Genomic DNA, 20,417 nt, shown 5'->3' on the forward strand with positions numbered 1-20,417 from the left:
CTCATCCAATAGTCAGGATTTTAGAGCGAATTTACGCTAGCAGATACGCAGCACGGCTTCACCCATAAAATGACTATCTCAGGACTCACGCACCCGCGATGAATTTTCTCGATTCTGGACGATTTCTCACGGGCACAGCCTGTGAGAGACCGTCCAACTGCGTCAGTCCCCTATCTTTCTCATTCTAGGCAGCTTGAACGGCTCCAGTATCTAAGCGCGTATCTAAGCGCGAGGGGCAATGCCCCCCCATTAGCTTAGTTCTAAATCAATTTCACAGAATGTTCGGACGGCCTGCCAAATCGCATCCTGTTGGTCGGTTAACGCATGGTCACTATCAAATTCCAGTAGCGTCACCCAGGGGCGCGTAGCGGCGTAATCTCGGCTGGACTGAATTGGAATTACGTCATCTCGAACCCCGTGCAAGATCAGCGTGGGCACTGGCCGCCTCAGCGTGGTGTGATCATACATCGCTGCATCCGAGACAAATCCATAATGCAGCGGCCGCATTGCCTGATCGCCATAATGATAAACCGACAAAAAGCCGGTCGTTTTCCACTGCTCGACCTGCGCTGGGCCCAGGCGAGGCAGCCAGTGATCGAGAAACCCAAACGCCGGAGCCAGCAGCACCAGTTTTTGCACCTGGGGAGGGCGATTCCCGCAGGGATCGCTGCGCGAATCGCCCAGCCAGGCCGCCGTCAGCCCCCCAAGGCTCGACCCAATTAGCACCACAGGCTCCGGTGGGGGCGGCAGCAGCGCCTCTACCTGGGCAATTTGGCGACTGAGCGTCAGATGGGCAAAGTCATTTTGGTTTAAATCTGGGATGACCAGAGAAAGACCCGCCGCCCGAAAGCGATCGCCCAGATACCGCGCCTTAGCAGAATTAGGACTCGACGCAAACCCATGCAAGTAGCAGCAGAACACCATTGCTCAGTCGTTTTCTGGTCTATATTTAGATCTCTCTTGCAATCTTCTTTGAGATTACGCGATTGGTCATCTGTAGGGCGCGGAGTGTTCAAACAGTCAGCAACTCACCTCCCTCCATCGCCTCCTCCCTTCCTTACCCTTCTCTTCCTCTATGGATCTCCTTGAATATCAGGCAAAAGATCTATTTCAGAAAGTTGGCATTCCTATCCTGCCGTCGCAGCGGATTGACCATCCCAAGGACTTGAAACAGTTGCGGATTCCCTACCCCATCGTGCTGAAGTCGCAAGTCTATGCAGGCGGGCGAGGCAAGGCGGGTGGCGTGCGCTTTGCAGAAAACACCATTGACGCAGTGGCGGCGGCTCAGGCGATTTTCCATCTGCCGATCTTGGGGCAATATCCAGAGGTGCTGCTGGCGGAGGCAAAGTATGAGCCAGACCAGGAACTCTATCTGGCGGTAGTGCTTGATCCGTCGCTGCGGCGGCCGCTGCTGCTGGGGGCGCGAGAAGGTGGCATGGCACTGGAGGCAACTTCGCGGCAGATTCAGCAAGTGCTGGTGGATGGGGAGTTTTCGCCCTTTTATGCGCGGCGATTAGCAATCAACATGGGGCTGACGGGTGAGCTGATCGAGTCTGTCAGCGCGATCGCCGAGAAGATGTATCGCCTATTTTTGACCTACGACCTAGATCTGGTCGAGATTAACCCCCTGGCGGTGAATCCGGCCGGCGAAGTGATGGCGCTGGATGGCAAAATTACGGTCAACGATGCCGCGCTGGGGCGACATCCTGATTTGCTGGCGATGCAATCGGGCGCTCGCCCATCGCTCTCCTCGGCTGCTGGCCCGGCCTGCAACGGATTGGCCGCTGGTGCCTTCGACCTGCCCAACTTAAACCCAATGCTGTTTCCTGGCAGTCTGGGTATCTTGTGCAACGGAGCAGGGCTGACAATGGCGACGCTCGATTTGGTCGATCAGGCGGGTGGACAGCCCTCGGCCTGTCTGAACTTGGGGGGAGAGTCGTCCTACCGGCTGCCGCCCGATACCTTGTGCGATCGCCTGGAAAAAGGGCTGGACTGGATTTTGAAGACCCAGCGGCTACAAAGCGTGCTGCTCAACTTGCTGGGCGGCGTGGAAACTTGCAATGCAGTTGCCAGGGCGATCGCCCGCTACCTGAAGCAGCAGCGCCCGCCTGTGACCGTTCCCCTCGTTGTGCGGCTGGGCGGGGCCCACGCGGCGGCAGCCCGTAAGCAACTGGCTGCGCTGAACTTACCGATGCTGGTTGTTCTGGATTCGCTGGATGAGGCCATCACCAAGGCGATCGCCCTCAGTGAGGGAGCCAGAGTCGGGCGGTAGGGTCGCCTCTGGGCTGGCGTTTTGCGTTTTGCCCGTCTCTTCTGAAGGCTCAAGTTTCAAACCCAAATCTCACACCAAAACGCTCTATCAGGCATGGATTTATCTGCAAATAGTAAAGTTCTGGTGCAAGGCATCGCCGGCGCTCTGGGAAGCCTCTACACGGCGCGAATGCGGGCCTACGGCACGTCGATCGTGGCAGGGGTGTCGCCAGGGCACGGTGGGCAAGTGCTAGAGGGCGTGCCGGTGTTTGACCTGGTGGAACAGGCCGTAGCGACCACTGGCCCGGTGGATGCCGCCGTGATCCTGGTGGAGCCATATCGGATGCTGGATGCGGCACTGGAGGCAATCGCCGCTGGCATTCGGCATCTGGTGCTAGTGACGGAGGGCGTACCACCGCTGGACATGGTGAAACTGCTGCATATTGCTGAGCGCACCGATACGCTGGTCGTTGGGCCCGATAGTCCCGGCATTATCCTCCCTGGCAAGGTCTTATTGGGAACTTACCCCGCCGAGCTATATTCCCCTGGATGCATCGGGGTGATCAGCCGCAGCGGCACGCTCACCCACGAAATTGCGCTGCACCTGACGCAGGCGGAACTAGGGCAGTCAATCGTGGTGGGCATCGGGGGCGATCGCATCGTTGGTTCCTCTTTTCAGCAATGGCTACAAATTCTGGACGAAGACGACCAGACCGAGGCGATCGTGCTGGTGGGCGAAATTGGGGGGAACAGTGAAGAAGAAGCAGCCCGCTACATCGTCGAGGCGATCGACAAACCCGTAATTGCCTACATTGCCGGACGCACCGCGCCCAAGAATCATCGCATGGGCCACGCCGGAGCGATCATTGCCTCCCTGGTGGCGGGCTGGGGCAGCGAAATCGGCACGCCTGACAGCAAGGTGGCTGCTTTCCAAAAGGCAGGCGTTCCAGTCGCCAATCGCCCCTCCGATATTCCTGGCTTGCTAGAACGCGCCCTGCGGAAATGACTGCAAATGCTTCTGAGGTACTTTATTCTGCTTAAGCACCCTTGTTTCTCTTTCCGAAACGGGTTAGAAGGCATTACATTGAGGTAGCTTGGCGCGGGTTTGGGTGAGGTTTTGCAGAAGTGGTGCGGAAAGCGGTGCGGAAGCTTGCGGAAGCTTGCGGAAGGCGATCGCCCTCTTCTGAAAAAACAGTCAGACCTCGGATAATTTAGACCTTAGAGCATTGAGAGAATTTCAGTATGGGACGACGGCTATTGCAGGGGATGATGGCGGCGCTGCTGATCCTCTTGGTGATGAAAGGGGCGGCGGCGATTCCCCGGTTTTCGCGGCCAGAGCCTGCGCCGCGTCTCCCTGTGTCGGAAGTTCCCGCCGTTGCCGACCCTGCCATTCCGCCCGATCGCGTGCCGCTGCCCGTGCCGCCCGACCCCATTCCCAACGATTTGCGGCAGGTGCTGGTTCCTGGCAAAGCGGATCTGTCCAGCGTGCGCGTGCCCTATCCTGTCATGCGCGAGGTGGCATCCCGCTATACGCCGCGCCAGGAAATTGCGCCGCCCCACCCGACCAACTTTGGCTATCGCTTTTTGACGGATGCCTCTGGTCGCCCGGTTAGCAACGACCCAATTATCGTGCTACATGAAACGGTTGGCTCGGCCAGCAGCGCCATCAACACCTTCCGCACGCCCCATCCCAACGACGCAGATCAGCGCAGCTATCACGCCCTGATTCGGCTAAACGGCACGGTGGTGTATATCGTGCCGCCGGAGTATCGCGCCTTTGGCGCAGGGAATTCGGTGTTTGACGGGCCCAACGGTCGAGAAACGGTGAACACCAACCCGCAGTTTCCGCCCTCGGTGAATAACTTTGCCTATCACATTTCCCTGGAAACCCCCAGCGACGGCCGCGGCAACCAGTCGCGACACAGCGGCTACACCCGCGCCCAATATCAATCGCTGGCCTGGCTGACTGCCCGCACGGGCATTCCGGTCAACCGCATCACCACACACCGCGCCGTCGATCGCTCTGGCAGCCGCAGCGACCCGCGCAGTTTTGATCGGGAGCAGTTTTTGGCGCTGCTGCGGCAGTTTTCGGGTTGATGGGGCTGACGGCGTTTCGGGGAGAACTGGCGGCGCTGGCGGCGGCCCTGATCTGGGCGATCGCCTCCATTGCGTTTACCAAGCTGGGTCAGCGGCTGTCACCGATGGCGCTGAATTTGTCCAAGGGGCTGATTTCCATCGGGCTGATTTTGCTGACGCTGGGGCTGAGCGGGTCGGGGCTGCCCGCGGCCAGCGGGTCGGCTGTTTGGCTGCTGCTGCTGAGCGGGGCGATCGGCATTGGGCTGGGCGACACGGCCTATTTTGCATCGCTGAATAGCATCGGGGCGCGGCGCGGCTTGTTACTGGAATCGCTGGCTCCCCCGCTGACGGCGCTGCTGGCGCTGGTGTTTTTGCAAGAGCGGCTGAGCGGGGCGGCGTGGCTGGGCATTGGGCTGACGGTGGGCGGCGTGGCGTGGGTAATTGTGGAGCGATCGCCCGACTCGTTGATCGGCAACTATCGCCCGGTGCGCGGACTGGCCTTTGGACTGATTGCAGCACTGAGCCAGGCCAGCGGGGCTGTCCTCTCGCGGGCAGCGCTTTCGACCACCGACATCAGCCCGCTGTGGGGCACGCTAATTCGACTGGTGGCGGGGCTGCTGGTGCTGCTGCTGTGGCTGGCGTGGCGGCCGCCGCAGTTTGTCAGCGTGGGCAAGGAAGTGGGCCAGTTGCGATCGCCCCGGTTTCTGGGCATTGTGGCGGCCACGGCTTTTGCCAGCACGTTTCTCGGCATCTGGCTCCAGCAAACGGCGCTGAAGTTTGCGCCAGCGGGCATTGCCCAATCGCTGCTGGCCACCAGTCCGCTATTTGTGATTCCGATTGCCGTTGCGCTGGGCGATCGCGTGAGTCTGAGGGCGGTGCTGGGTGTGCTGGTGGCGATCGCTGGGATCTGGCTGCTGTTTTGGCGGGGCTGATCGCTTCAGCGCGTCCAAAAAGGCATACACCGCAGGCGGATGCAGCGCGTCTTTGCGAACCGCGACTTGAAATTCGCGCATCAGCGGCACGGGCAGCGGGTAAACCTGAACCCCCGGCGGCAGCGGCTCGGCCGCCAGTTGCGCCATGATGGTTGCGCCCAGCCCCCGCATCACCATGCTGACAATGGTTGAATCTTCGCTGATTTTGTAGGCGGGCTGGATGGGAACCTTGTGCGCCGCCAGGTGGGTGCGAATTAGAAAATAGCAGTGGTCGGTATCGACGGGCATGATCATCGGGAAGCTGGTCAATTCTTCCCAGGTCAGCGGCGGGTGCTGCAACTTCGCATCGGGCGGCAGCAGCGCCACATATTCATCCTGAAACAGCGTCCAGGTGTCAAATTCTTCCACCGATGCGCCCCAGCAAAACAGGGCAATATCAACGCGCCCTTCGCGCAGGCTTTGCTCAATCTCGGCGGCTCCGCGAAATTCCTCAATGCTGACGATGATGCCAGGATAATCTTGGCGAAACTCGGCGATGATGTCCGGCAGCAGGTGCGTCGCCGCGCTGCGAAAAGAGGCCACCCGCACCTGGCCGCCCTGGAGGCCCTTGGCCAGGTTGGCTTCCTTATCCATCACGTCCAGCAGGTGCAGCATTTGGCGGGCGTGGTTCAACATGCGATCGCCCACGGGTGTTAAATGCGCCCCGCGTCGCCCCCGCGTAAACAAAATTACGCCCATCTCGGATTCGAGGGAGGCGATCGCATGGCTGACGGCCGACTGCGAAATGCCCAATTGCAGCCCTGCTTCGCCAAAGTTACCGGATTCCGCCACCGCCACCAGCGCCCGCAGTTGAGACAGCTTGATATTGTCCTGGTTCATGGCCGCTACCTGCTTGAAGGGTGAAAGGACGAGTTGCGCTCAGTGTGGGAGTGATGGGGTGATGGAGTGTTGGTGCTAGTTTCCTAACCCCCAACCCCTAGCCCCCAACCCCTAACTCAGACTATCCGTTCCCTCTCAATTCATCCATGAATTTTATTCATGAATTGTATTCATCCAACCTTTTGATTCTCCGGTTCGCGCTGCCTAGAGTAGGAGCATCCACCGCGCAGAGACATTTCTTCCAGCGCATTATCACCTCAGGAGAATCCGCCATGCGTAGCTCATCCGAATCCTTTAATCAAAACTCCCTCAATCTCATTAGCATCGACAGTCTCGATAGCCTGGAGCAGCTAACCAATGCTGCAAGATTGCAAAAATCTCGTACCTTAGGCAAGTGGTTTGAAGCCTTCCTCAACCGGTTTGGGGGTGAACCCGAACCCCGCGTGTGGCAAACGAGCGATCGCGCTGGACGCACCACCTGGCACGCCTACGATCCAGCCAGCAATCTCTCCGCCACCTTTGCCTCGGAAGCTGAAGTGCGCGTCTGGCTAGAGGAGCGGTATCGACAATAGCGGAGTGCTGGAATGATGGAGTATTTAGAGCAAGCCACCCTATCACTCCAAAACCTAACCTAGCTTGGCTTGTAGTTAGCGCTTCAGCGCTAAAGCGCTGACTACTAACCTAAGTTCTAGCTATGACATAGCACTAACCAGCTTTTAACTGCGTCCACAGCTTGTCATACTGCTCGTTATCCGGGCCCAGATCTTTGATACCCTCAAACGTCGCCATCATCGCATCGTCAGGATACAGATTGGTGTTGGACTGAAGCTCCGCAGGCAGCAGGTCAAACGCCTTTTGGTTGGGCGTGGCAAACTTCAGTTCGCTGGAGGCAAACGCCGCCGTTTCCGGGTCGAGCATAAAGTTCATCCACTCATAGGCCGCGTCCACATTTGGCGCGGTGGTGGGAATCACCATCGTATCTGTCCAGACCGACGTGCCGCTCTTGGGAATCACGTATTTCAGTTCGGGGTTATCCGCAGGCAGCGCATTCCCCAAGATGGAATAGGTCATGCACAGCACCAGATCGCCCGCGATCAGCCGATCTTCCCACCCAAACGACTCAAACGCCCGCACTGCTGGCTTTAGCTCCCGCAGCTTTTGGTAAGCTTCGTCTAGCTCGGCCGGATTAGTGGAATTATAGGAATAGCCGAGCGACTTTAGCACTGCGCCCATCGTTTCTCGCGGGTCATCGAGCAGCGTCATCTTGCGGGCGAGTTTGTCTTTATTTTCCCAAAGGTAATCCCAATCTTCGGGGCCGGGGTTCAGCACGTTACTGTTGTAGATAAACCCGGTCGTGCCCCAGCTCACGGGGACGCTGTGGACGTTTTTGGGATCGTAGAGCGGGTCTTGCCAGCGATCGCGCAAGTTTGCCAGCCCTGGCAGCCGTGACTGATCGATCTTGGTCAGCATTTCCAATTCGATCATCTGCCGCACCATATAGTCCGACGGATAGAGAATGCTGTACTGATTGCCACCGCCGGCCTGCATCTTGGCCAGCATGACTTCATTGCCGTCATACACATCGGCAATCACCTCGATGCCCGTTTTCTCCTGAAACCGCTGGTAGAGCGCTGGACTGGAATAGTCGGCCCAGGTGTAAATGTGCAGCGGGCCAGCGGCGGAACTGGCGGGGTTGCTATTAGCAGCGGGTGTAGCGCCCGGAGCCGCACCAGACCCCGACGGGCTGCGGCCGCAGTTGCTCAGGGCAACACCTGAAATGGCAGCAGCAGAAAATTGCAAAAAGCGACGGCGCGTGGTGCGAGAAAAGCGGCTAGAGGTCATGAGTACAACTATTTTGGGTCGGGGGCAAGGTTTCACTATTGGGGAATAGATTACAACACTTGCAGCCGATTGACGCAATCAGGCGTTGCAAACCAGGTTCAGCCCCAAGGCTGAGCCAAGGGCAAAACCCGCCCAGAGCATGAACTCCAGACGGGTTACTGCATAAGATTGATGCACCAAGGCGATCGCCCTTGGCCCATTCCTCAGTGGGTCGTTGAGCGGGTCGTTTAGCGGGTCGTCTTCAGGCTATTTGTAAGCCGCGACGCACTGCTCGACCAGCGGCAGCACTTGATCAACATCCTTCCAGCCTAAAATTTCCGTCACCTTTTTCTCCAGGTTCTTGTAGGTGCGGAAGAATTCGGCGATTTCGTCCAGGCGATGGGGCGCAATGTCTGCCAGGGACTTGACCCCTGCATAGCGGGGATCTTTGTCGGGCACGCAGAGGATCTTCTCGTCGCGATCGCCCCCGTCCACCATTTCCAGCATCCCGATCGGCCGCGCCGCAATCACGCAGCCGGGGAACGTGGGCTGATCCATGATCACCATGCCGTCTAGCGGGTCGCCGTCGTCTGCCAGCGTGTTGGGCACAAAGCCATAGTCGTAGGGATATTGCACCGAGGCGTACAGCACCCGATCCAGCGCGAAGGCGTTCATGTCCTTGTCAAACTCGTACTTGTTTTTGCTGCCCGCCGGAATCTCGATCAGCACGTTGATGAGGCCGGGCTTTGGCTGAGGGGGAATACGCGATAAATCCACTGTTCTTTCTCCAGCGCAAGGGTTCAGGTTATTGCAGGGGTCAGGCGCTAGGGCGATCGCCCCGCCACGCTGACGCGATAGAAATCGGGAACGAAGAATCAGCCTGGCTTAGTTCGATAGACCTGCTTTCGGTTCCCACTTTACTCTTTACCTGCACGAAAGCGGCTTACAGGATGCATTGACCCAGCATCCGCTCCCCGAATAGCATTTTAGGGGAAGACGTGGCCACGCTGAGAAATTGCAAGGCTTATTGCCGGAGTACCGGCAGAAAGCAACAGGATATTCAGGCATTCAGTTACTCGCCTATGCCGCTTCCAGGGGAGCCATCGTCAGCCCTTCGCGGCGAAGCTGCTGGTGATAGAGTTCGGCCTGCTCTTGCGGCCCCACCCAGACCGTGGCCTGCCCTTCGTAGTGAACCTGATTGGTCAAATCCCAAGCGCGATCGCCCGACATGCCTGGAATGTACTTCATCAGGCACTCGGCCACATGCTGAAAGGTATTGAAGTCGTCGTTTAGCACGATGACTTTGTAGTTTGGGTAGGGCTTGCGGACTGTCTGACTTGTCTTATCGGGGGCGATCGTGGGGGCAGCAGCCATCGCCATCGGTGCGAAAGAGGCAGTCATCAGCATAAAACTTGCAGCTAAGCTCTACATTAAGCAAGATGTAATATTTCCCTTTCTTAGTCTACCTGGGGTCCCGAATTTTGGGTAGACTCTGGGCTTGGACTCGAAACGAGGGGAATCTCGATTTCAAAGGTCGTGCCCTCGCCGGGGGCCGAGAGACAGCGCAGTTCGCCACCGTGCTTTTCGACCACCACCTGATAGCTAATCGCCAGCCCCAGCCCCGTTCCTTTGCCGACGGGCTTCGTGGTAAAAAACGGGTCAAATAGCCGCTGCTGAACGGCAGGTGGAATGCCAGGGCCATTGTCGGCGATCGCCACACACACCCGATCTGCGCCCACCCGCTGCGTCCGAATCAGAATTTTCGGCTCAAACCCTGGTCGCCGCTCCAGTTCCTCTTCCAGCGCATCCACCGCATTGCTCAGCAGGTTCATAAACACTTGGTTGAGCTGGCCTGCGTAGCACTCGATTTCGGGCAGATCGCCATAGTCTTTTTCAATGGCGATCGCCACAGATTGCTCGCCGTTCGTTCCCGGCACAGGGCGTGGCTTTAGCCGATTTTGCAAAATCATCAGCGTGCTGTCGATCCCATCGTGCAAGTTCACCGCCTTCATCTCGGCTTCGTCCATCCGAGAAAACGTCCGCAGCGACGCGACAATTTTTTGAATGCGATCTGCCCCCACCTTCATGGAGGCTAGCAGCTTCGGCAAATCCTGCATCAGAAAATCCAGATCCACCTTTTCCGCTTGTTCCTGAATCGTGGAATGCGGTTCGGGATACTGGTGCCGATAGAGATGGAGGATGTTTAGCAAATCCCGAATGTACCGGCTGGCGTAGGTGAGGTTGCCGTAGATAAAATTTACGGGGTTGTTGATTTCATGCGCCACACCCGCCACCAACTGACCCAGACTCGACATTTTTTCGTTTTGAATCATCTGGCTCTGGGTGCGCCGTAGTTCGATCAGCGTGTTTTGCAAATCCTGGGTCTTTTGCCGCAGCTCCGTTTCCGACTGTTGCAGTTTCACTTGGGCCTGCTTTCGCTCGGTGATGTCGCTAATCGTACCCACCATGCGATAGACCTCACCCGCCTCGTTCTCCACAAACGCGCCGTTGTCTTCTACGTAGATATAGCTGCCGTCTGCTTTGCGAAAGCGATATTCCTCCACTTGGTAGGGCAGCCGCAGTTGCAACGATCGCTCTAGCCGCGACAACACAGCGGGCAAATCATCGGGATGCACCCGCTCTTTCCAGCCCTCAAAGCCAAATTGCTGGAACACGTCGGGGCTGTGCCCGGTGATGCTGGCGATCGCCCCCGCCCAAAGAATCTGCCCCGTCTGAAAGTCGCAGTCATAAATCAACTGACCTGTGCGCTCAGCCACCAACCGAAACCGCTCCTCGCTTTCCCGCTGCGCCGCCTCCGCCAAGCGGCGCTCAGTAATGTCCATCGCCGTGCCCACCAGCCGGTATACGCGCCCGCTACAATCCTTCAGCGGATTCAGCGTCGTCAAGAACCAGCGCTCCTTCCCCTGAAAGATCCGCAGTTCCTCATAGGTATACACATCTGCCCGCTCGACACAGGTACGAAATCGCCGGGCAATCTCACCGCCTTGCTCCGGGCCAAACACCTCCTCCAGCGTCTTGCCAACCACATCCACCGAGCGCTTGCCCACATCCATCTCGCTGATGGGGTTCCACCCTGCTACGTACAGGTCGCCATTCTCCCGCACGTCGCACACAAACACCGAGAAGTTCACACCCTCATAGATGCTGCGGAGAAACTGCTCCTGCTCCCGCAGCACGGCATCGGAAGCAACACCCAAATCAGACAGCCTGTCGGCATCTGGGTGCAACCGAGACGTAGAAATAGGCTCAGGCAAGTTTGACACGGCTTAGGTTCCAGGATGCGGTCGTCATACAAATCTGTTAAGTTGCGTCGAGGGAAATCGAGTCCTGATTGCGGGTCGAACCCGACGGACAGCACTTCCCCCTAATGCTTACACCCTTTTGCCACTGGTGTCCGGCTTGGAACACCCCCAATAATCTAATAATCTTAGGACTTACGCGGTTGGATGATTTCTCGCGGGCCGCGCCCGCGAGAAATCATCCAAAACCCAGCAAACTTATCGCAAGTGCGTAAGCCTGAATCTAACTCAGGTTTCCCTGAAGCAGGTCAATTTTTTCAAAGTTTTCCAACCGTGCTTAAAAGGATTCTAAAGAAAGGCAAAAACTTACTGCCCTCGACCTGTGGAAAACCTGTGGATTTCTGTGGAAAACCTGTTGAAACGATCGTGGAAAGCGGGTTTCGATCGTGGAAAAATCTGGGAATCCCAAGGATGCTGTGGAGAAAGACTGGCGTTTTCCACAAGTTTTCCACAGGTGAGATCAGATTCTGATCGAGAGTCGGCCTGTGATCCCCAATTTTTTCCACACTTTCCACAGCCCCTACTACTACCCTTTCTATCTTTAAATAACTTTCCGAACCCGCTCCAAGAGAGCGCTTGTTTGCCCACTTGTTTGCCCAGTTTAAACCTGACGGGCAACGGTGCTAGGATGACGTTCCAACCCTTTTGGAGATCGGCTGTCGATTGGCGCTTTGACTATAGGGTTCCCAAAGGGTTCCCCAGTTTACTGCTCCGCAAACCCGCCCGCTGAGTTCTTTTTTGTTCCCGCCATGAAATTTATCTGCCCACAGAGCGAACTCAATGCCCACTTGTCTTTGGTGAGCCGTGCTGTGCCCTCAAATCCGAGCCATCCGGTGCTAGCAAACGTACTGATACACGCGGACGAAGACAAGCAGGAAATCAGCCTGACAGGGTTTGACCTGAGCCTGGGAGTGCAGACAAGCTTTGCGGCGCAGGTGCAGGAAGGGGGGCTGCTGACCTTGCCGGCCAAGCTTCTCAGCGATATCGTATCGCGCCTGCCCAATGAAGAAATCACCCTCAGTACAGAGGCAGACAGCAGCCTGGCCACGCTGACCTCGGCGCTGGGGCGCTATCAGGTGCAGGGACTTGACGCGACAGAGTATCCCGAACTGCCGACAGTGGAAACAGGCGAAGCGGTGTATTTGCCGGTGGAGCAACTGATTGATGGGCTGCGGGGGGCGCTGTTTGCGGCTAGCACGGATGAAACCAAGCAAGTGCTGACGGGAGTGCATATGGCGGTGGCGGCAAATGAGATGGAGTTTGCGGCGACGGATGGGCATCGGCTGTCGGTAGTCAATACGGTGAAGTCAGAGATGGCAGGTGAAGGAGACGATGCCGAAACCGAGGTGGCGTTTGATGTGACGGTTCCTGGTAAGGCGCTGCGGGAGCTGGAGCGGATGTTGCAACTGCACCCGGCCGGGGAGGCGATCGCCCTCCGGTTTGACCAGGGGCAACTGCTGTTTCAGTGGGACAATCAGCGCCTCACCAGTCGCCTGCTGGAAGGGCAGTATCCCAACTATCGCCAGTTGATTCCTCGTCAGTTTTCGCGCCAGATGACCGTCGAGCGCAAGCTGCTGATTGGGGCGCTGGAGCGTATTTCCGTACTGGCCGACAAGAAAAACAACATCGTGAAATTTAGCCTGGACACAGCAGGGCAAGAAGTGGTCATTTCTGTCGATGCGCCAGACGTGGGTAGCGGTCGCGAGGCGCTTCCAGCTCAGATCTCTGGTGATAGTTTAGATATTGCCTTCAACGTCCGCTATCTGCTGGAAGGGCTGAAGGTGCTGAACACAAGTGAGGTGCAGATGCAGTGCAACACTGCGACGAGTCCGGCGATTCTAACGCCGCTGGGGGGATTGAAAATGACCTACCTGGTGATGCCGATTCAAATCCGGAGTTGAAATACCTCCAGTTGAAAAAGAACTTGCTCAATTGGTCGTATCCAAGGGGTTTACACTTTGCTGGGAAATGAGGGGCGATCGCCAAAAGCAGCGCTAAAGATGTAGCGAGCAAGATAAAGTGGGGCGATCGCCCATTCTGTCTAGGTCAGATGTTAGCGTTAAGAAGCAGAGGGTCGTCTTGTTCTTGAATGCTGTTCTTGAATACATAACCTGCTCGCGACCCTGCTTGCGGTTTCGCTAATGTTTCGGATTGGCTGCGCGATTTGGGCATATAAAGACTGGGTGGGCGAGTTGTATCCCAACGGGAGTCGGCCGGCAGATTTTCTGCGGCTTTATGGGCAGCGGTTTACGACCGTGGAGGGCAACACCACTTTTTATTCCACGCCCGACGAGCAGACCGTGCAGCGTTGGGCAATGGACACGCCTGCGGGGTTTCACTTTTGCCCCAAGCTGCCGCGCGATGTGTCTCATCAGGGCTTGCTGGCTCCGCGACTGCCAGCGGCGATCGCCTTTTTGGATCGCATGGCAGGGCTGGGCGATCGCCTTGGCCCGATGTTTCTCCAGCTTCCGCCCAGCTATAGCCCTGCCCAGCAAGACGACCTGCGCGCATTTCTGGAAGGTTGGCCCCACGACCGCGCCGAATTAGCCGTTGAAGTCCGTCATCTGGACTGGTTTCGTGAGGCCAATACGATCGAGCTAACGTATCTACTGGCAGACTACAACACGAGTCGCGTCTTACTCGACACGCGCCCGATTTACGACTGTCCCGATGACCCCCAGATCGAGTCGGAGCGCAAGAAACCCCGCGTCCCGCTCCACAAAACCCTCACCACTGATGCGGTGCTGATTCGCTACATCAGCCATCCCAGTCTCGACTTTAACGAACCTTATTTTCAAGATTGGGCGCGGCAAATCACCGCATGGCTGCAAGCCGATAAACGAGTTTACTTATTTGTCCATTGCCCTGTGGAGGAACATTCTCCCCGCAACGCCAGACAGTTTCAGTATTGGCTAGAGCAGGCGGGCGCACCTGTGCCACCCCTGCCCTGGGATGCGATCGCCCAACCGCCCGAAGAACCGCAGCAGTTGAGCCTGTTTTGATAAGCCTGTTTTGATAAGTCTCTTTTAATGAGCCTGTTTGAGTATGAACCGCTGGTGGATTTACCAAAAAGAACGCTTTCCCCTTTTGACCAACGGGCTGCTGATTGCGGCGTTTGCGGCGGGGGCGGTGGGCTATGGGGCGCTGGTGCGGGGGGCGGCGGCGTTTCCAGGGGTTGCATGGGCAATCGCCTTTCCCTGCCTGTTTCTGTTCTTCCTGCAATTGCGCGTCGCCGATGAATTTAAAGATGCTGACACCGATCGCCAGTTTCGCCCCTATCGCCCCGTGCCGCGCGGGTTGGTGACGCTGACGGAGTTGGGTTGGGTGGCGATCGCCGCAGGTGTGCTGCAATTGGGACTGTCACTCGCTGTCGGGCGATCGCTGGTGGGAATGCTAGGACTGGTGTGGGCATATCTGGGGCTGATGACCCGCGAGTTTTTTGCCCCGCGCTGGCTCAAGGCGCGGCCCGTGGCCTATCTGCTGTCCCACGCGGTGATTTTGCCGCTGATGGCGGGGTTTGCGATGGCGTGTGACTGGGCGATCGCCCAGGCTGCACCCGACTGGCGAATGCTCTGGTTTTGCGGGGTCAGCTATTTCATGAGTCTGGCCATCGAAATCGGCCGCAAAATTCGCGCTCCCCAGGACGAAGAACCCGGCGTGGAAACTTATACCGCGCTGTGGGGCTTGCAGCGAGCCGCGATCGCCTGGCTGACGGTGATCTGGCTGATGGCGATCGCCACGCTTATGGCCGCCCACGCCGTTGGCATCCTGCCCCTGGTCGTCCTGGCTGTGCTGCCCTTGCTCACCCTGGCAATGGTCGCCACCTGGCGCTTCCTCGCCCGCCCTGTTCCTACCTGGGCAGAGGCCTTCCAGGGCGTGACAGGCTTCTGGGTTCTCGGCATCTGCCTGATCCTGGGGACTAGTGCCGTTCTGGGGTGCGGTAGGGAATGGTGGAGGGGGGAAGAGAGAAGAATGAAGAATGAAGAACGAAGAATGAAGAATGAAGAACGAAGAATGAAGAACGAAGAATGAAGAACGAAGAACGAAGAACGAAGAACGAAGAACGAAGAACGAAGAACGAAGAGATTCCATTTTCGTTAGTGTCCCGATTTATTCGCCACCCTCAAAATGACCAATCAAGAGCAACCATGCTGTAAGGGTTTCAGCGATTGCCAGATCGAGGTGGCGAAAAACTAAGGACACTAACCCATTTTTCGTTTTTCGTTCTTCGTTCTTCCATTTTTTCCTCTCCCCCTCCCTTATGTCTTTTATTCTCTTTTCCGCTGACCCCGACCTCCTGCCTGATCAACTCGGCGGCAAGGCGCGATCGCTCTACGCTTTGCAGCATTCGGCAACGGGCGAGTTTCCGATTCCGGAGTGGTTTGTGGTGTCGCCGGAAGCGTTTTTGGTGGGCCAGGGGGTGGCGCTGACGGAACCGGTGAAGGCGGAACTGAGTGCGGCGATCGCCCGCTTGTGTCCCCAAGGGGAACTCGTCGCCGTGCGATCGTCGGCGGTGGAGGAGGATGGCGCAACGCTGTCGTTTGCGGGGCAGCTAGAGAGCTATTTGTTTGTGCCACCGGAGCAGGTGGGCGATCGGATTGTGCAGGTGTGGCAATCGGCGACGAGCGATTCCGAAACGGATCGCGCTGCGAATCGCCTGCTGGCCTATCGCCGCGAGCATGGGCTAACGGAACCGCCTCCGCCGCCGGCTGTGCTGGTGCAGCGCATGGTCAATGCAGAAGTGGCGGGTGTCGCCTTTAGCGCCAACCCGATTACCCATCAGCGGAGCGTGGCGGTGGTGTCGGCAGTGCGGGGCGTGGGTGAAAAACTGGTCTCTGGCGAATCCGATGCCGACACCTGGACGGTCAACCGGGACGGCGAAATTCTCTCAGCGCAACTGCAAGACCCGGCAAATCCCGTGCTGACTCCAGCGCAGGTGCGCGAAATCGCCCAGCTCGCCCGCCGCGCCGAGCGACACTTTGCCCGCCCGCAGGATATCGAATGGGCGATCGCCCAGGGCCGGCTTTACCTGCTGCAATCGCGCCCCATCACCACCCTGCGCGGCCAGCCCGACCCCGACGATCGCCTGGTCATTTGGGACAACAGCAACATCGCCGAAAGCTATGGCGGCATCACCACGCCGCTCACGTTTTCCTTTGCCCGCCGCGCCTACGAAGCGGTGTATCGGGAGTTTTGCCGGATGATGGGCGTGTCTGAAACGGCTATTTTGCAACACGACAACACCTTCCGCTGTATGTTGGGTCTGGTGCAGGGGCGCATCTATTACAACCTGCTGAATTGGTATCGCGTGCTGGCGCTGCTGCCCGGATTCCAGGTGAATCGCCGCTTTATGGAACAGATGATGGGCGTAAAGGAGGAGCTACCCGCCGATGTACTCGCCACGCTCCACCAAGCCACCGCCCAGGATAAGCTACGCGACAGCCTGCGCCTGGTCAAAACGCTGCTGGGACTGGTGAAAAATTATCTGACCTTACCCAGGCAAATTCGCCGCTTTTATAGTCGTCTGGATGAGGCGCTTAGCCTGCCCGTCGAGTCGCTAGACACCCGCAGTGCCGAAGAACTCGTCGCCCACTACTACGACTTAGAGCGCCAGCTTTTGACCCGCTGGGATGCGCCCCTTGTGAACGACTTCTTCGCCATGATCTTCTACGGTGTGCTGCGAAAGCTGACTGCTGCCTGGTGCAACGACACCGCCGGAACCCTGCAAAACGACTTGATCAGCGGCGAGGGCGGCATGATCAGCGCCGAACCCGCCCGCCGCATCCAGTACATGGCGCACACCGCCGCCCAGTCGCCTGCCCTCGTCGCCCTGCTGCAAACAGGCTCCCTCCCCGAAATTCGCGCCAAACTCGCCGCCTTTCCCGCCTTCCAGGCGCAATACGAAGACTATTTGGCAAAATTTGGCGATCGCTGTCTGGAAGAACTGAAGCTCGAAAGCCCTACCTTGCAGGACGATCCGCTGATGCTCCTGCGCTCTGTGGGCAGTTTGGCAGCCGTCGAGAGCCAGCGCTCAGACAAGACGGAGCCGCCCGTCGCATCCTCCCAACCCTCGCTGCGATACCGCGCTGAAACCCAAGTTCGCCAATCGCTCCAATTTTCTCCCCTAAAACGCATCTTCTTCCACTGGGTGCTTCAGAATGCCAGGGCGCGAGTGCGCGATCGCGAAAATTTGCGCTTCGAGCGGACTCGCGTGTTTGGGCGGGTGCGGCGCATTGCCGTGGAACTGGGTCGCCGCTTTTATGCTGAGGGCTGGCTAGATGATCCCCGCGATGTCTTTTATCTGGAGCTAGAGGAGCTCTTGGGCAAGCTCGACGGCACGGCCACCTGCCACGACCTGAAGGGACTGGTGCGCGTCCGTCGCGCCGAATTTGACCGCTACCGAGAATTGCCTCCACCGGGCGATCGCCTCCAGTTGCCAACTCCCCAACCCGCCAGTTCTCCACAACCGCAAAACGCCAGCACTCTACAAGGACTGGGCTGTTGCCCCGGCCGCGTCCGCGCTCCGGTGCAGGTCATCACTGACCCCAAAACTGCCGTGCTAAAACCAGGCAGCATCCTGGTGGCCGAGCGCACCGATCCGGGCTGGATCATGCTGTTTCCGGCGGCGGCGGGCGTATTGGTAGAAAGGGGCAGTCTGCTGTCCCACGCGGCGATTGTGGCGCGGGAGATGGGCATTCCGGCGATCGTGTCGATTCCGGGCGTGACCACGGCGCTGCAAACGGGCGACTGGGTGGAAATGGACGGCAGCACGGGAACCATTTTGCGGGTTGTGGCCGTCGAAGCGTCTCAGGAGGGCGCAGGCGTATGTTGAGTAACGTAGACGATGAAACCGGAGAACCGACGGGCGATTTGAGTGGCCATGCGCCCCGAAAGACCATACCGCAGGCTCCACCGCTCCAGGCTGCCTCAGAGGTGCAGCGACGGGCCGACTTTTCCTATATCCGCTACGCCCAGTGCTGGGAAGATGCTGAAATTTTGCTGGAGGCGCTGGACATTCGCCCCGGCGACACCTGTCTGGCGATCGCCTCTGCGGGAGACAATGCCCTGGCCATGCTGACCCAAGACCCGGCGCGAGTCATCGCTCTCGACCTCAGCCCGGCGCAGTTGGCCTGTTTGGAACTGCGGGTCGCGGCCTACCGTGAGCTAGAGTACGAGGAACTGCTGGTGCTGATTGGCTCGCGTCCGGGGCGCAACCGACCGGAACTTTACCAGCGCTGCCGCAGCCAGCTTTCGCCAGACGTGTGCTACTTCTGGGATACCCATCCAGCCGAGATTGAGCGGGGTATTGGTCATGCAGGCAAGTTCGAGCGCTATTTCGACCTGTTTCGCCGTCGCGTGCTGCCGCTGGTTCACTCCCGCCGCCAGGTGATGCGGCTGCTCGAGGGTGGCCCGCCGGAGCAGTGCGAGCGGTTTTATCGACGCGAGTGGGACACTTGGCGTTGGCGGCTGATGTTTCGGATTTTCTTTTCGCGGTTGGTCATGGGGCGGATGGGGCGCGACCCCAGCTTCTTTAAGTATGTAGACGGCGATGTGGCCAGCCGCATCCTCGACCGCACCCGCTACGCCCTCACCCAGCTCGATCCCGCCGAAAATCCCTATTTGCAGTGGATTCTCACGGGGCAACATCTGACGGCGCTGCCCGTGGCGCTTCAGCCCGAACACTTCGACACGATTCGCGCCAACCTGCATCGGCTGGAGTGGCACTGCTGTTCGGTAGAGGAGTATCTGAAACGGGTGCCCCACGCATCGATTAGCCGCTTTAACCTAAGCGACATTTTCGAGTATCTGTCGCTGCCCAACTATTACCACCTGCTGCATCGGCTGGCGCAAGTGGGCAAACCGGGCGGCCGCTTGGTGTATTGGAATATGTTGGCTCCCCGTAGCCGCCCAGAAGGAATGGCCGACCAGTTGCGCCCGCTGACCGAACTGGCCGAAGCCCTGCACCGCCAAGACAAGGCCTTTTTCTACAGTGCTTTCGTGGTCGAGGAAATCTGCTAGTTCCAGAGGCTTGCAAGGTTGCTGGAGCCTGCTTGTTGACCCGCAGAATCGGGTTACAATCCTGATATAACAATTTGTTACAAACGAGAGATCGAAACGACTGCACTCAACTCTTGGAGGCGCGTTCGAGGCGCGATCGCCCTATGCCTGTCCGCAATGACACCATTTTTGAGCGATTTCTGGCTCCGGTCGTCAAAACCTTCCTAATCGACCGGGACGCGATTCTGCGCTATTACCAGAGCCGCGATTGGCAGCAAGAGAGCGATCGCCTCCGCAACCCAGCGGTAGAATACCCCAGCTATTACAGCAGCCAAAATTTTCATAGCATCGAGGGTGGCTATCTCAGCCTGGAAGCGGCGCTATCTTACGACCCAATTACGCAATACGCGCTGCCGCCGAATGAAACCTGGGTACGCAAAGCGCTGGTGGAACGAGTGCAGGGCAATCCCCGCCGCATTCTGGATCTGGGCTGCGGCACGGGCACCTCAACGCGGATGCTGAAGCGGGCGTTTCCCCAGGCGGAAGTCATCGGGCTGGATCTGTCGCCCTATATGCTGGCGGTGGCAGAGGATAAGGCGAAGGGCGATTGCCTCGATATCCAGTTTGTCCATCAAAATGCCGAGCATACGGGCTTTCCCGATGCCAGCTTCGATCTGGTCACGGCCACGCTTCTGTTTCACGAAACGCCGCCGGAAGTCGCCCAAGCCATCCTGCGGGAAGCCTTTCGCCTGCTGACCGTAGGCGGGCAGGTGCTGGTGCTAGACGGCAACCAGAGCGTCATCCGCCAGACCGAATGGCTCACCGAAATTTTTGAAGAACCCTACATCAAAGCCTACGCCGCAGGCAGCGTCGATGCCTGGATGGGCAAGGCCGGGTTTGGCGCGGTGCAAACCGACAACCTGTGGGTGATTCACCAGATTACGCAGGGCGTAAAACCGCTGCCAGGACAGCAGGTGCGCTCGGTGGAGTTTGCCACGCCGCTGAGCGAGGGCGATCGCCAATGGGCATGGAACTGGGGCGTTGGGGAGGTGAGGGGGTTGAGGGGATGATGAGATGATGTGAGAAGGAGTAACGGAGTGACGGAGAGGCTAATCCAACACTCCAACACCCCAACACTCCA

Annotated in this window: 17 protein-coding genes; 11 read left to right on the forward strand and 6 right to left on the reverse strand. The window is 58.2% G+C overall.

Going from position 1 to position 20,417, the window contains the following annotated elements:
• Nucleotides 1–249: 249 nt before the first annotated feature.
• Nucleotides 250–924, reverse strand: coding sequence for a YqiA/YcfP family alpha/beta fold hydrolase (locus tag O77CONTIG1_RS11205; protein ID WP_068510616.1), 675 nt, complete (start codon nucleotides 922–924; stop codon nucleotides 250–252).
• Between the two features lie 151 nt (nucleotides 925–1,075).
• Here O77CONTIG1_RS11205 and O77CONTIG1_RS11210 point away from each other — a divergent pair, with 151 nt between their 5' ends.
• From O77CONTIG1_RS11210 to O77CONTIG1_RS11225, 4 genes are all read left to right on the forward strand, one after another.
• The gene (locus O77CONTIG1_RS11210) at nucleotides 1,076–2,272 is read left to right on the forward strand and encodes a succinate--CoA ligase subunit beta (RefSeq protein ID WP_068510618.1); all 1,197 of its coding nucleotides are present in this window, start codon (nucleotides 1,076–1,078) and stop codon (nucleotides 2,270–2,272) included.
• A gap of 93 nt (nucleotides 2,273–2,365) precedes the next feature.
• Nucleotides 2,366–3,256, forward strand: a complete 891-nt coding sequence (locus O77CONTIG1_RS11215) for a succinate--CoA ligase subunit alpha (RefSeq protein ID WP_068510620.1) — start codon at nucleotides 2,366–2,368, stop codon at nucleotides 3,254–3,256.
• Between the two features lie 236 nt (nucleotides 3,257–3,492).
• A complete protein-coding gene (locus O77CONTIG1_RS11220) occupies nucleotides 3,493–4,347 on the forward strand; it encodes a peptidoglycan recognition family protein (protein ID WP_084782532.1) in 855 nt (284 codons plus the stop codon).
• Entirely contained in the window at nucleotides 4,347–5,258 is a 912-nt protein-coding gene (locus tag O77CONTIG1_RS11225; protein WP_068510625.1) for a DMT family transporter, read from the forward strand. Before O77CONTIG1_RS11220 ends, O77CONTIG1_RS11225 begins: the two co-directional genes overlap by 1 nt.
• Here O77CONTIG1_RS11225 and O77CONTIG1_RS11230 read toward each other — a convergent pair.
• Complete coding sequence (locus O77CONTIG1_RS11230) at nucleotides 5,148–6,137, reverse strand: LysR family transcriptional regulator (RefSeq protein ID WP_084782534.1); 990 nt, start codon at nucleotides 6,135–6,137, stop codon at nucleotides 5,148–5,150. The two genes, O77CONTIG1_RS11225 and O77CONTIG1_RS11230, sit on opposite strands and share 111 nt — an antisense overlap.
• A 272-nt stretch (nucleotides 6,138–6,409) precedes the next feature.
• Between O77CONTIG1_RS11230 and O77CONTIG1_RS11235 the strand changes: the two genes are divergently transcribed.
• Entirely contained in the window at nucleotides 6,410–6,709 is a 300-nt protein-coding gene (locus O77CONTIG1_RS11235) for a hypothetical protein (protein ID WP_068510626.1), read from the forward strand.
• Nucleotides 6,710–6,842: 133 nt separating this feature from the next.
• On the opposite strand, the gene O77CONTIG1_RS11240 is transcribed toward O77CONTIG1_RS11235, so the two are convergent.
• The 4 genes from O77CONTIG1_RS11240 to O77CONTIG1_RS11255 form a co-directional block, all read right to left on the reverse strand.
• Complete coding sequence (locus tag O77CONTIG1_RS11240) at nucleotides 6,843–7,979, reverse strand: PotD/PotF family extracellular solute-binding protein (protein WP_068510629.1); 1,137 nt, start codon at nucleotides 7,977–7,979, stop codon at nucleotides 6,843–6,845.
• Nucleotides 7,980–8,225: 246 nt separating this feature from the next.
• Nucleotides 8,226–8,735: an inorganic diphosphatase gene (locus O77CONTIG1_RS11245; RefSeq protein ID WP_068510631.1), complete on the reverse strand. Its 510-nt coding sequence runs from the start codon at nucleotides 8,733–8,735 to the stop codon at nucleotides 8,226–8,228.
• A gap of 303 nt (nucleotides 8,736–9,038) precedes the next feature.
• Entirely contained in the window at nucleotides 9,039–9,359 is a 321-nt protein-coding gene (clpS, locus tag O77CONTIG1_RS11250) for an ATP-dependent Clp protease adapter ClpS (RefSeq protein ID WP_172799670.1), read from the reverse strand.
• A 56-nt stretch (nucleotides 9,360–9,415) separates the two neighbouring features.
• Nucleotides 9,416–11,242, reverse strand: a complete 1,827-nt coding sequence (locus O77CONTIG1_RS11255; protein WP_084782536.1) for a PAS domain S-box protein — start codon at nucleotides 11,240–11,242, stop codon at nucleotides 9,416–9,418.
• Between the two features lie 785 nt (nucleotides 11,243–12,027).
• On the opposite strand from O77CONTIG1_RS11255, the gene dnaN reads away from it, so the two are divergent.
• From dnaN to O77CONTIG1_RS11285, 6 genes are all read left to right on the forward strand, one after another.
• Nucleotides 12,028–13,179, forward strand: a complete 1,152-nt coding sequence (gene dnaN / locus O77CONTIG1_RS11260; RefSeq protein ID WP_068510636.1) for a DNA polymerase III subunit beta — start codon at nucleotides 12,028–12,030, stop codon at nucleotides 13,177–13,179.
• Nucleotides 13,180–13,419: 240 nt separating this feature from the next.
• Complete coding sequence (locus O77CONTIG1_RS11265; protein ID WP_068510638.1) at nucleotides 13,420–14,280, forward strand: DUF72 domain-containing protein; 861 nt, start codon at nucleotides 13,420–13,422, stop codon at nucleotides 14,278–14,280.
• 43 nt (nucleotides 14,281–14,323) lie between these two features.
• Complete coding sequence (locus O77CONTIG1_RS11270) at nucleotides 14,324–15,310, forward strand: UbiA family prenyltransferase (protein ID WP_084782538.1); 987 nt, start codon at nucleotides 14,324–14,326, stop codon at nucleotides 15,308–15,310.
• 229 nt (nucleotides 15,311–15,539) lie between these two features.
• Complete coding sequence (locus O77CONTIG1_RS11275) at nucleotides 15,540–18,110, forward strand: PEP/pyruvate-binding domain-containing protein (RefSeq protein WP_068510640.1); 2,571 nt, start codon at nucleotides 15,540–15,542, stop codon at nucleotides 18,108–18,110.
• Nucleotides 18,104–19,297 carry a DUF3419 family protein gene (locus O77CONTIG1_RS11280; RefSeq protein WP_068510641.1) on the forward strand — a complete coding sequence of 398 codons (1,194 nt, stop codon included), beginning with the start codon at nucleotides 18,104–18,106 and terminating at the stop codon, nucleotides 19,295–19,297. Before O77CONTIG1_RS11275 ends, O77CONTIG1_RS11280 begins: the two co-directional genes overlap by 7 nt.
• 143 nt (nucleotides 19,298–19,440) lie before the next feature.
• Nucleotides 19,441–20,346: a class I SAM-dependent methyltransferase gene (locus O77CONTIG1_RS11285; protein WP_068510645.1), complete on the forward strand. Its 906-nt coding sequence runs from the start codon at nucleotides 19,441–19,443 to the stop codon at nucleotides 20,344–20,346.
• Nucleotides 20,347–20,417: the final 71 nt, after the last annotated feature.

Origin of the sequence: Leptolyngbya sp. O-77 (assembly GCF_001548395.1) — a bacterium.
Taxonomy (GTDB): Bacteria; Cyanobacteriota; Cyanobacteriia; order Elainellales; family Elainellaceae; genus Thermoleptolyngbya.

Coding starts and splice junctions, on each gene's coding strand:
- O77CONTIG1_RS11215 (WP_068510620.1), top strand. CDS start 2,366: ATGGATTTATCTGCAAATAGTAAAGTTCTGGTGCAAGGCATCGCCGGC.
- clpS (WP_172799670.1), bottom strand. CDS start 9,359: ATGACTGCCTCTTTCGCACCGATGGCGATGGCTGCTGCCCCCACGATC.
- O77CONTIG1_RS11270 (WP_084782538.1), top strand. CDS start 14,324: ATGAACCGCTGGTGGATTTACCAAAAAGAACGCTTTCCCCTTTTGACC.
- O77CONTIG1_RS11220 (WP_084782532.1), top strand. CDS start 3,493: ATGGGACGACGGCTATTGCAGGGGATGATGGCGGCGCTGCTGATCCTC.
- O77CONTIG1_RS11275 (WP_068510640.1), top strand. CDS start 15,540: ATGTCTTTTATTCTCTTTTCCGCTGACCCCGACCTCCTGCCTGATCAA.
- O77CONTIG1_RS11230 (WP_084782534.1), bottom strand. CDS start 6,137: ATGAACCAGGACAATATCAAGCTGTCTCAACTGCGGGCGCTGGTGGCG.
- O77CONTIG1_RS11280 (WP_068510641.1), top strand. CDS start 18,104: ATGTTGAGTAACGTAGACGATGAAACCGGAGAACCGACGGGCGATTTG.
- O77CONTIG1_RS11205 (WP_068510616.1), bottom strand. CDS start 924: ATGGTGTTCTGCTGCTACTTGCATGGGTTTGCGTCGAGTCCTAATTCT.
- O77CONTIG1_RS11210 (WP_068510618.1), top strand. CDS start 1,076: ATGGATCTCCTTGAATATCAGGCAAAAGATCTATTTCAGAAAGTTGGC.
- O77CONTIG1_RS11240 (WP_068510629.1), bottom strand. CDS start 7,979: ATGACCTCTAGCCGCTTTTCTCGCACCACGCGCCGTCGCTTTTTGCAA.
- dnaN (WP_068510636.1), top strand. CDS start 12,028: ATGAAATTTATCTGCCCACAGAGCGAACTCAATGCCCACTTGTCTTTG.
- O77CONTIG1_RS11235 (WP_068510626.1), top strand. CDS start 6,410: ATGCGTAGCTCATCCGAATCCTTTAATCAAAACTCCCTCAATCTCATT.
- O77CONTIG1_RS11285 (WP_068510645.1), top strand. CDS start 19,441: ATGCCTGTCCGCAATGACACCATTTTTGAGCGATTTCTGGCTCCGGTC.
- O77CONTIG1_RS11225 (WP_068510625.1), top strand. CDS start 4,347: ATGGGGCTGACGGCGTTTCGGGGAGAACTGGCGGCGCTGGCGGCGGCC.
- O77CONTIG1_RS11265 (WP_068510638.1), top strand. CDS start 13,420: ATGTTTCGGATTGGCTGCGCGATTTGGGCATATAAAGACTGGGTGGGC.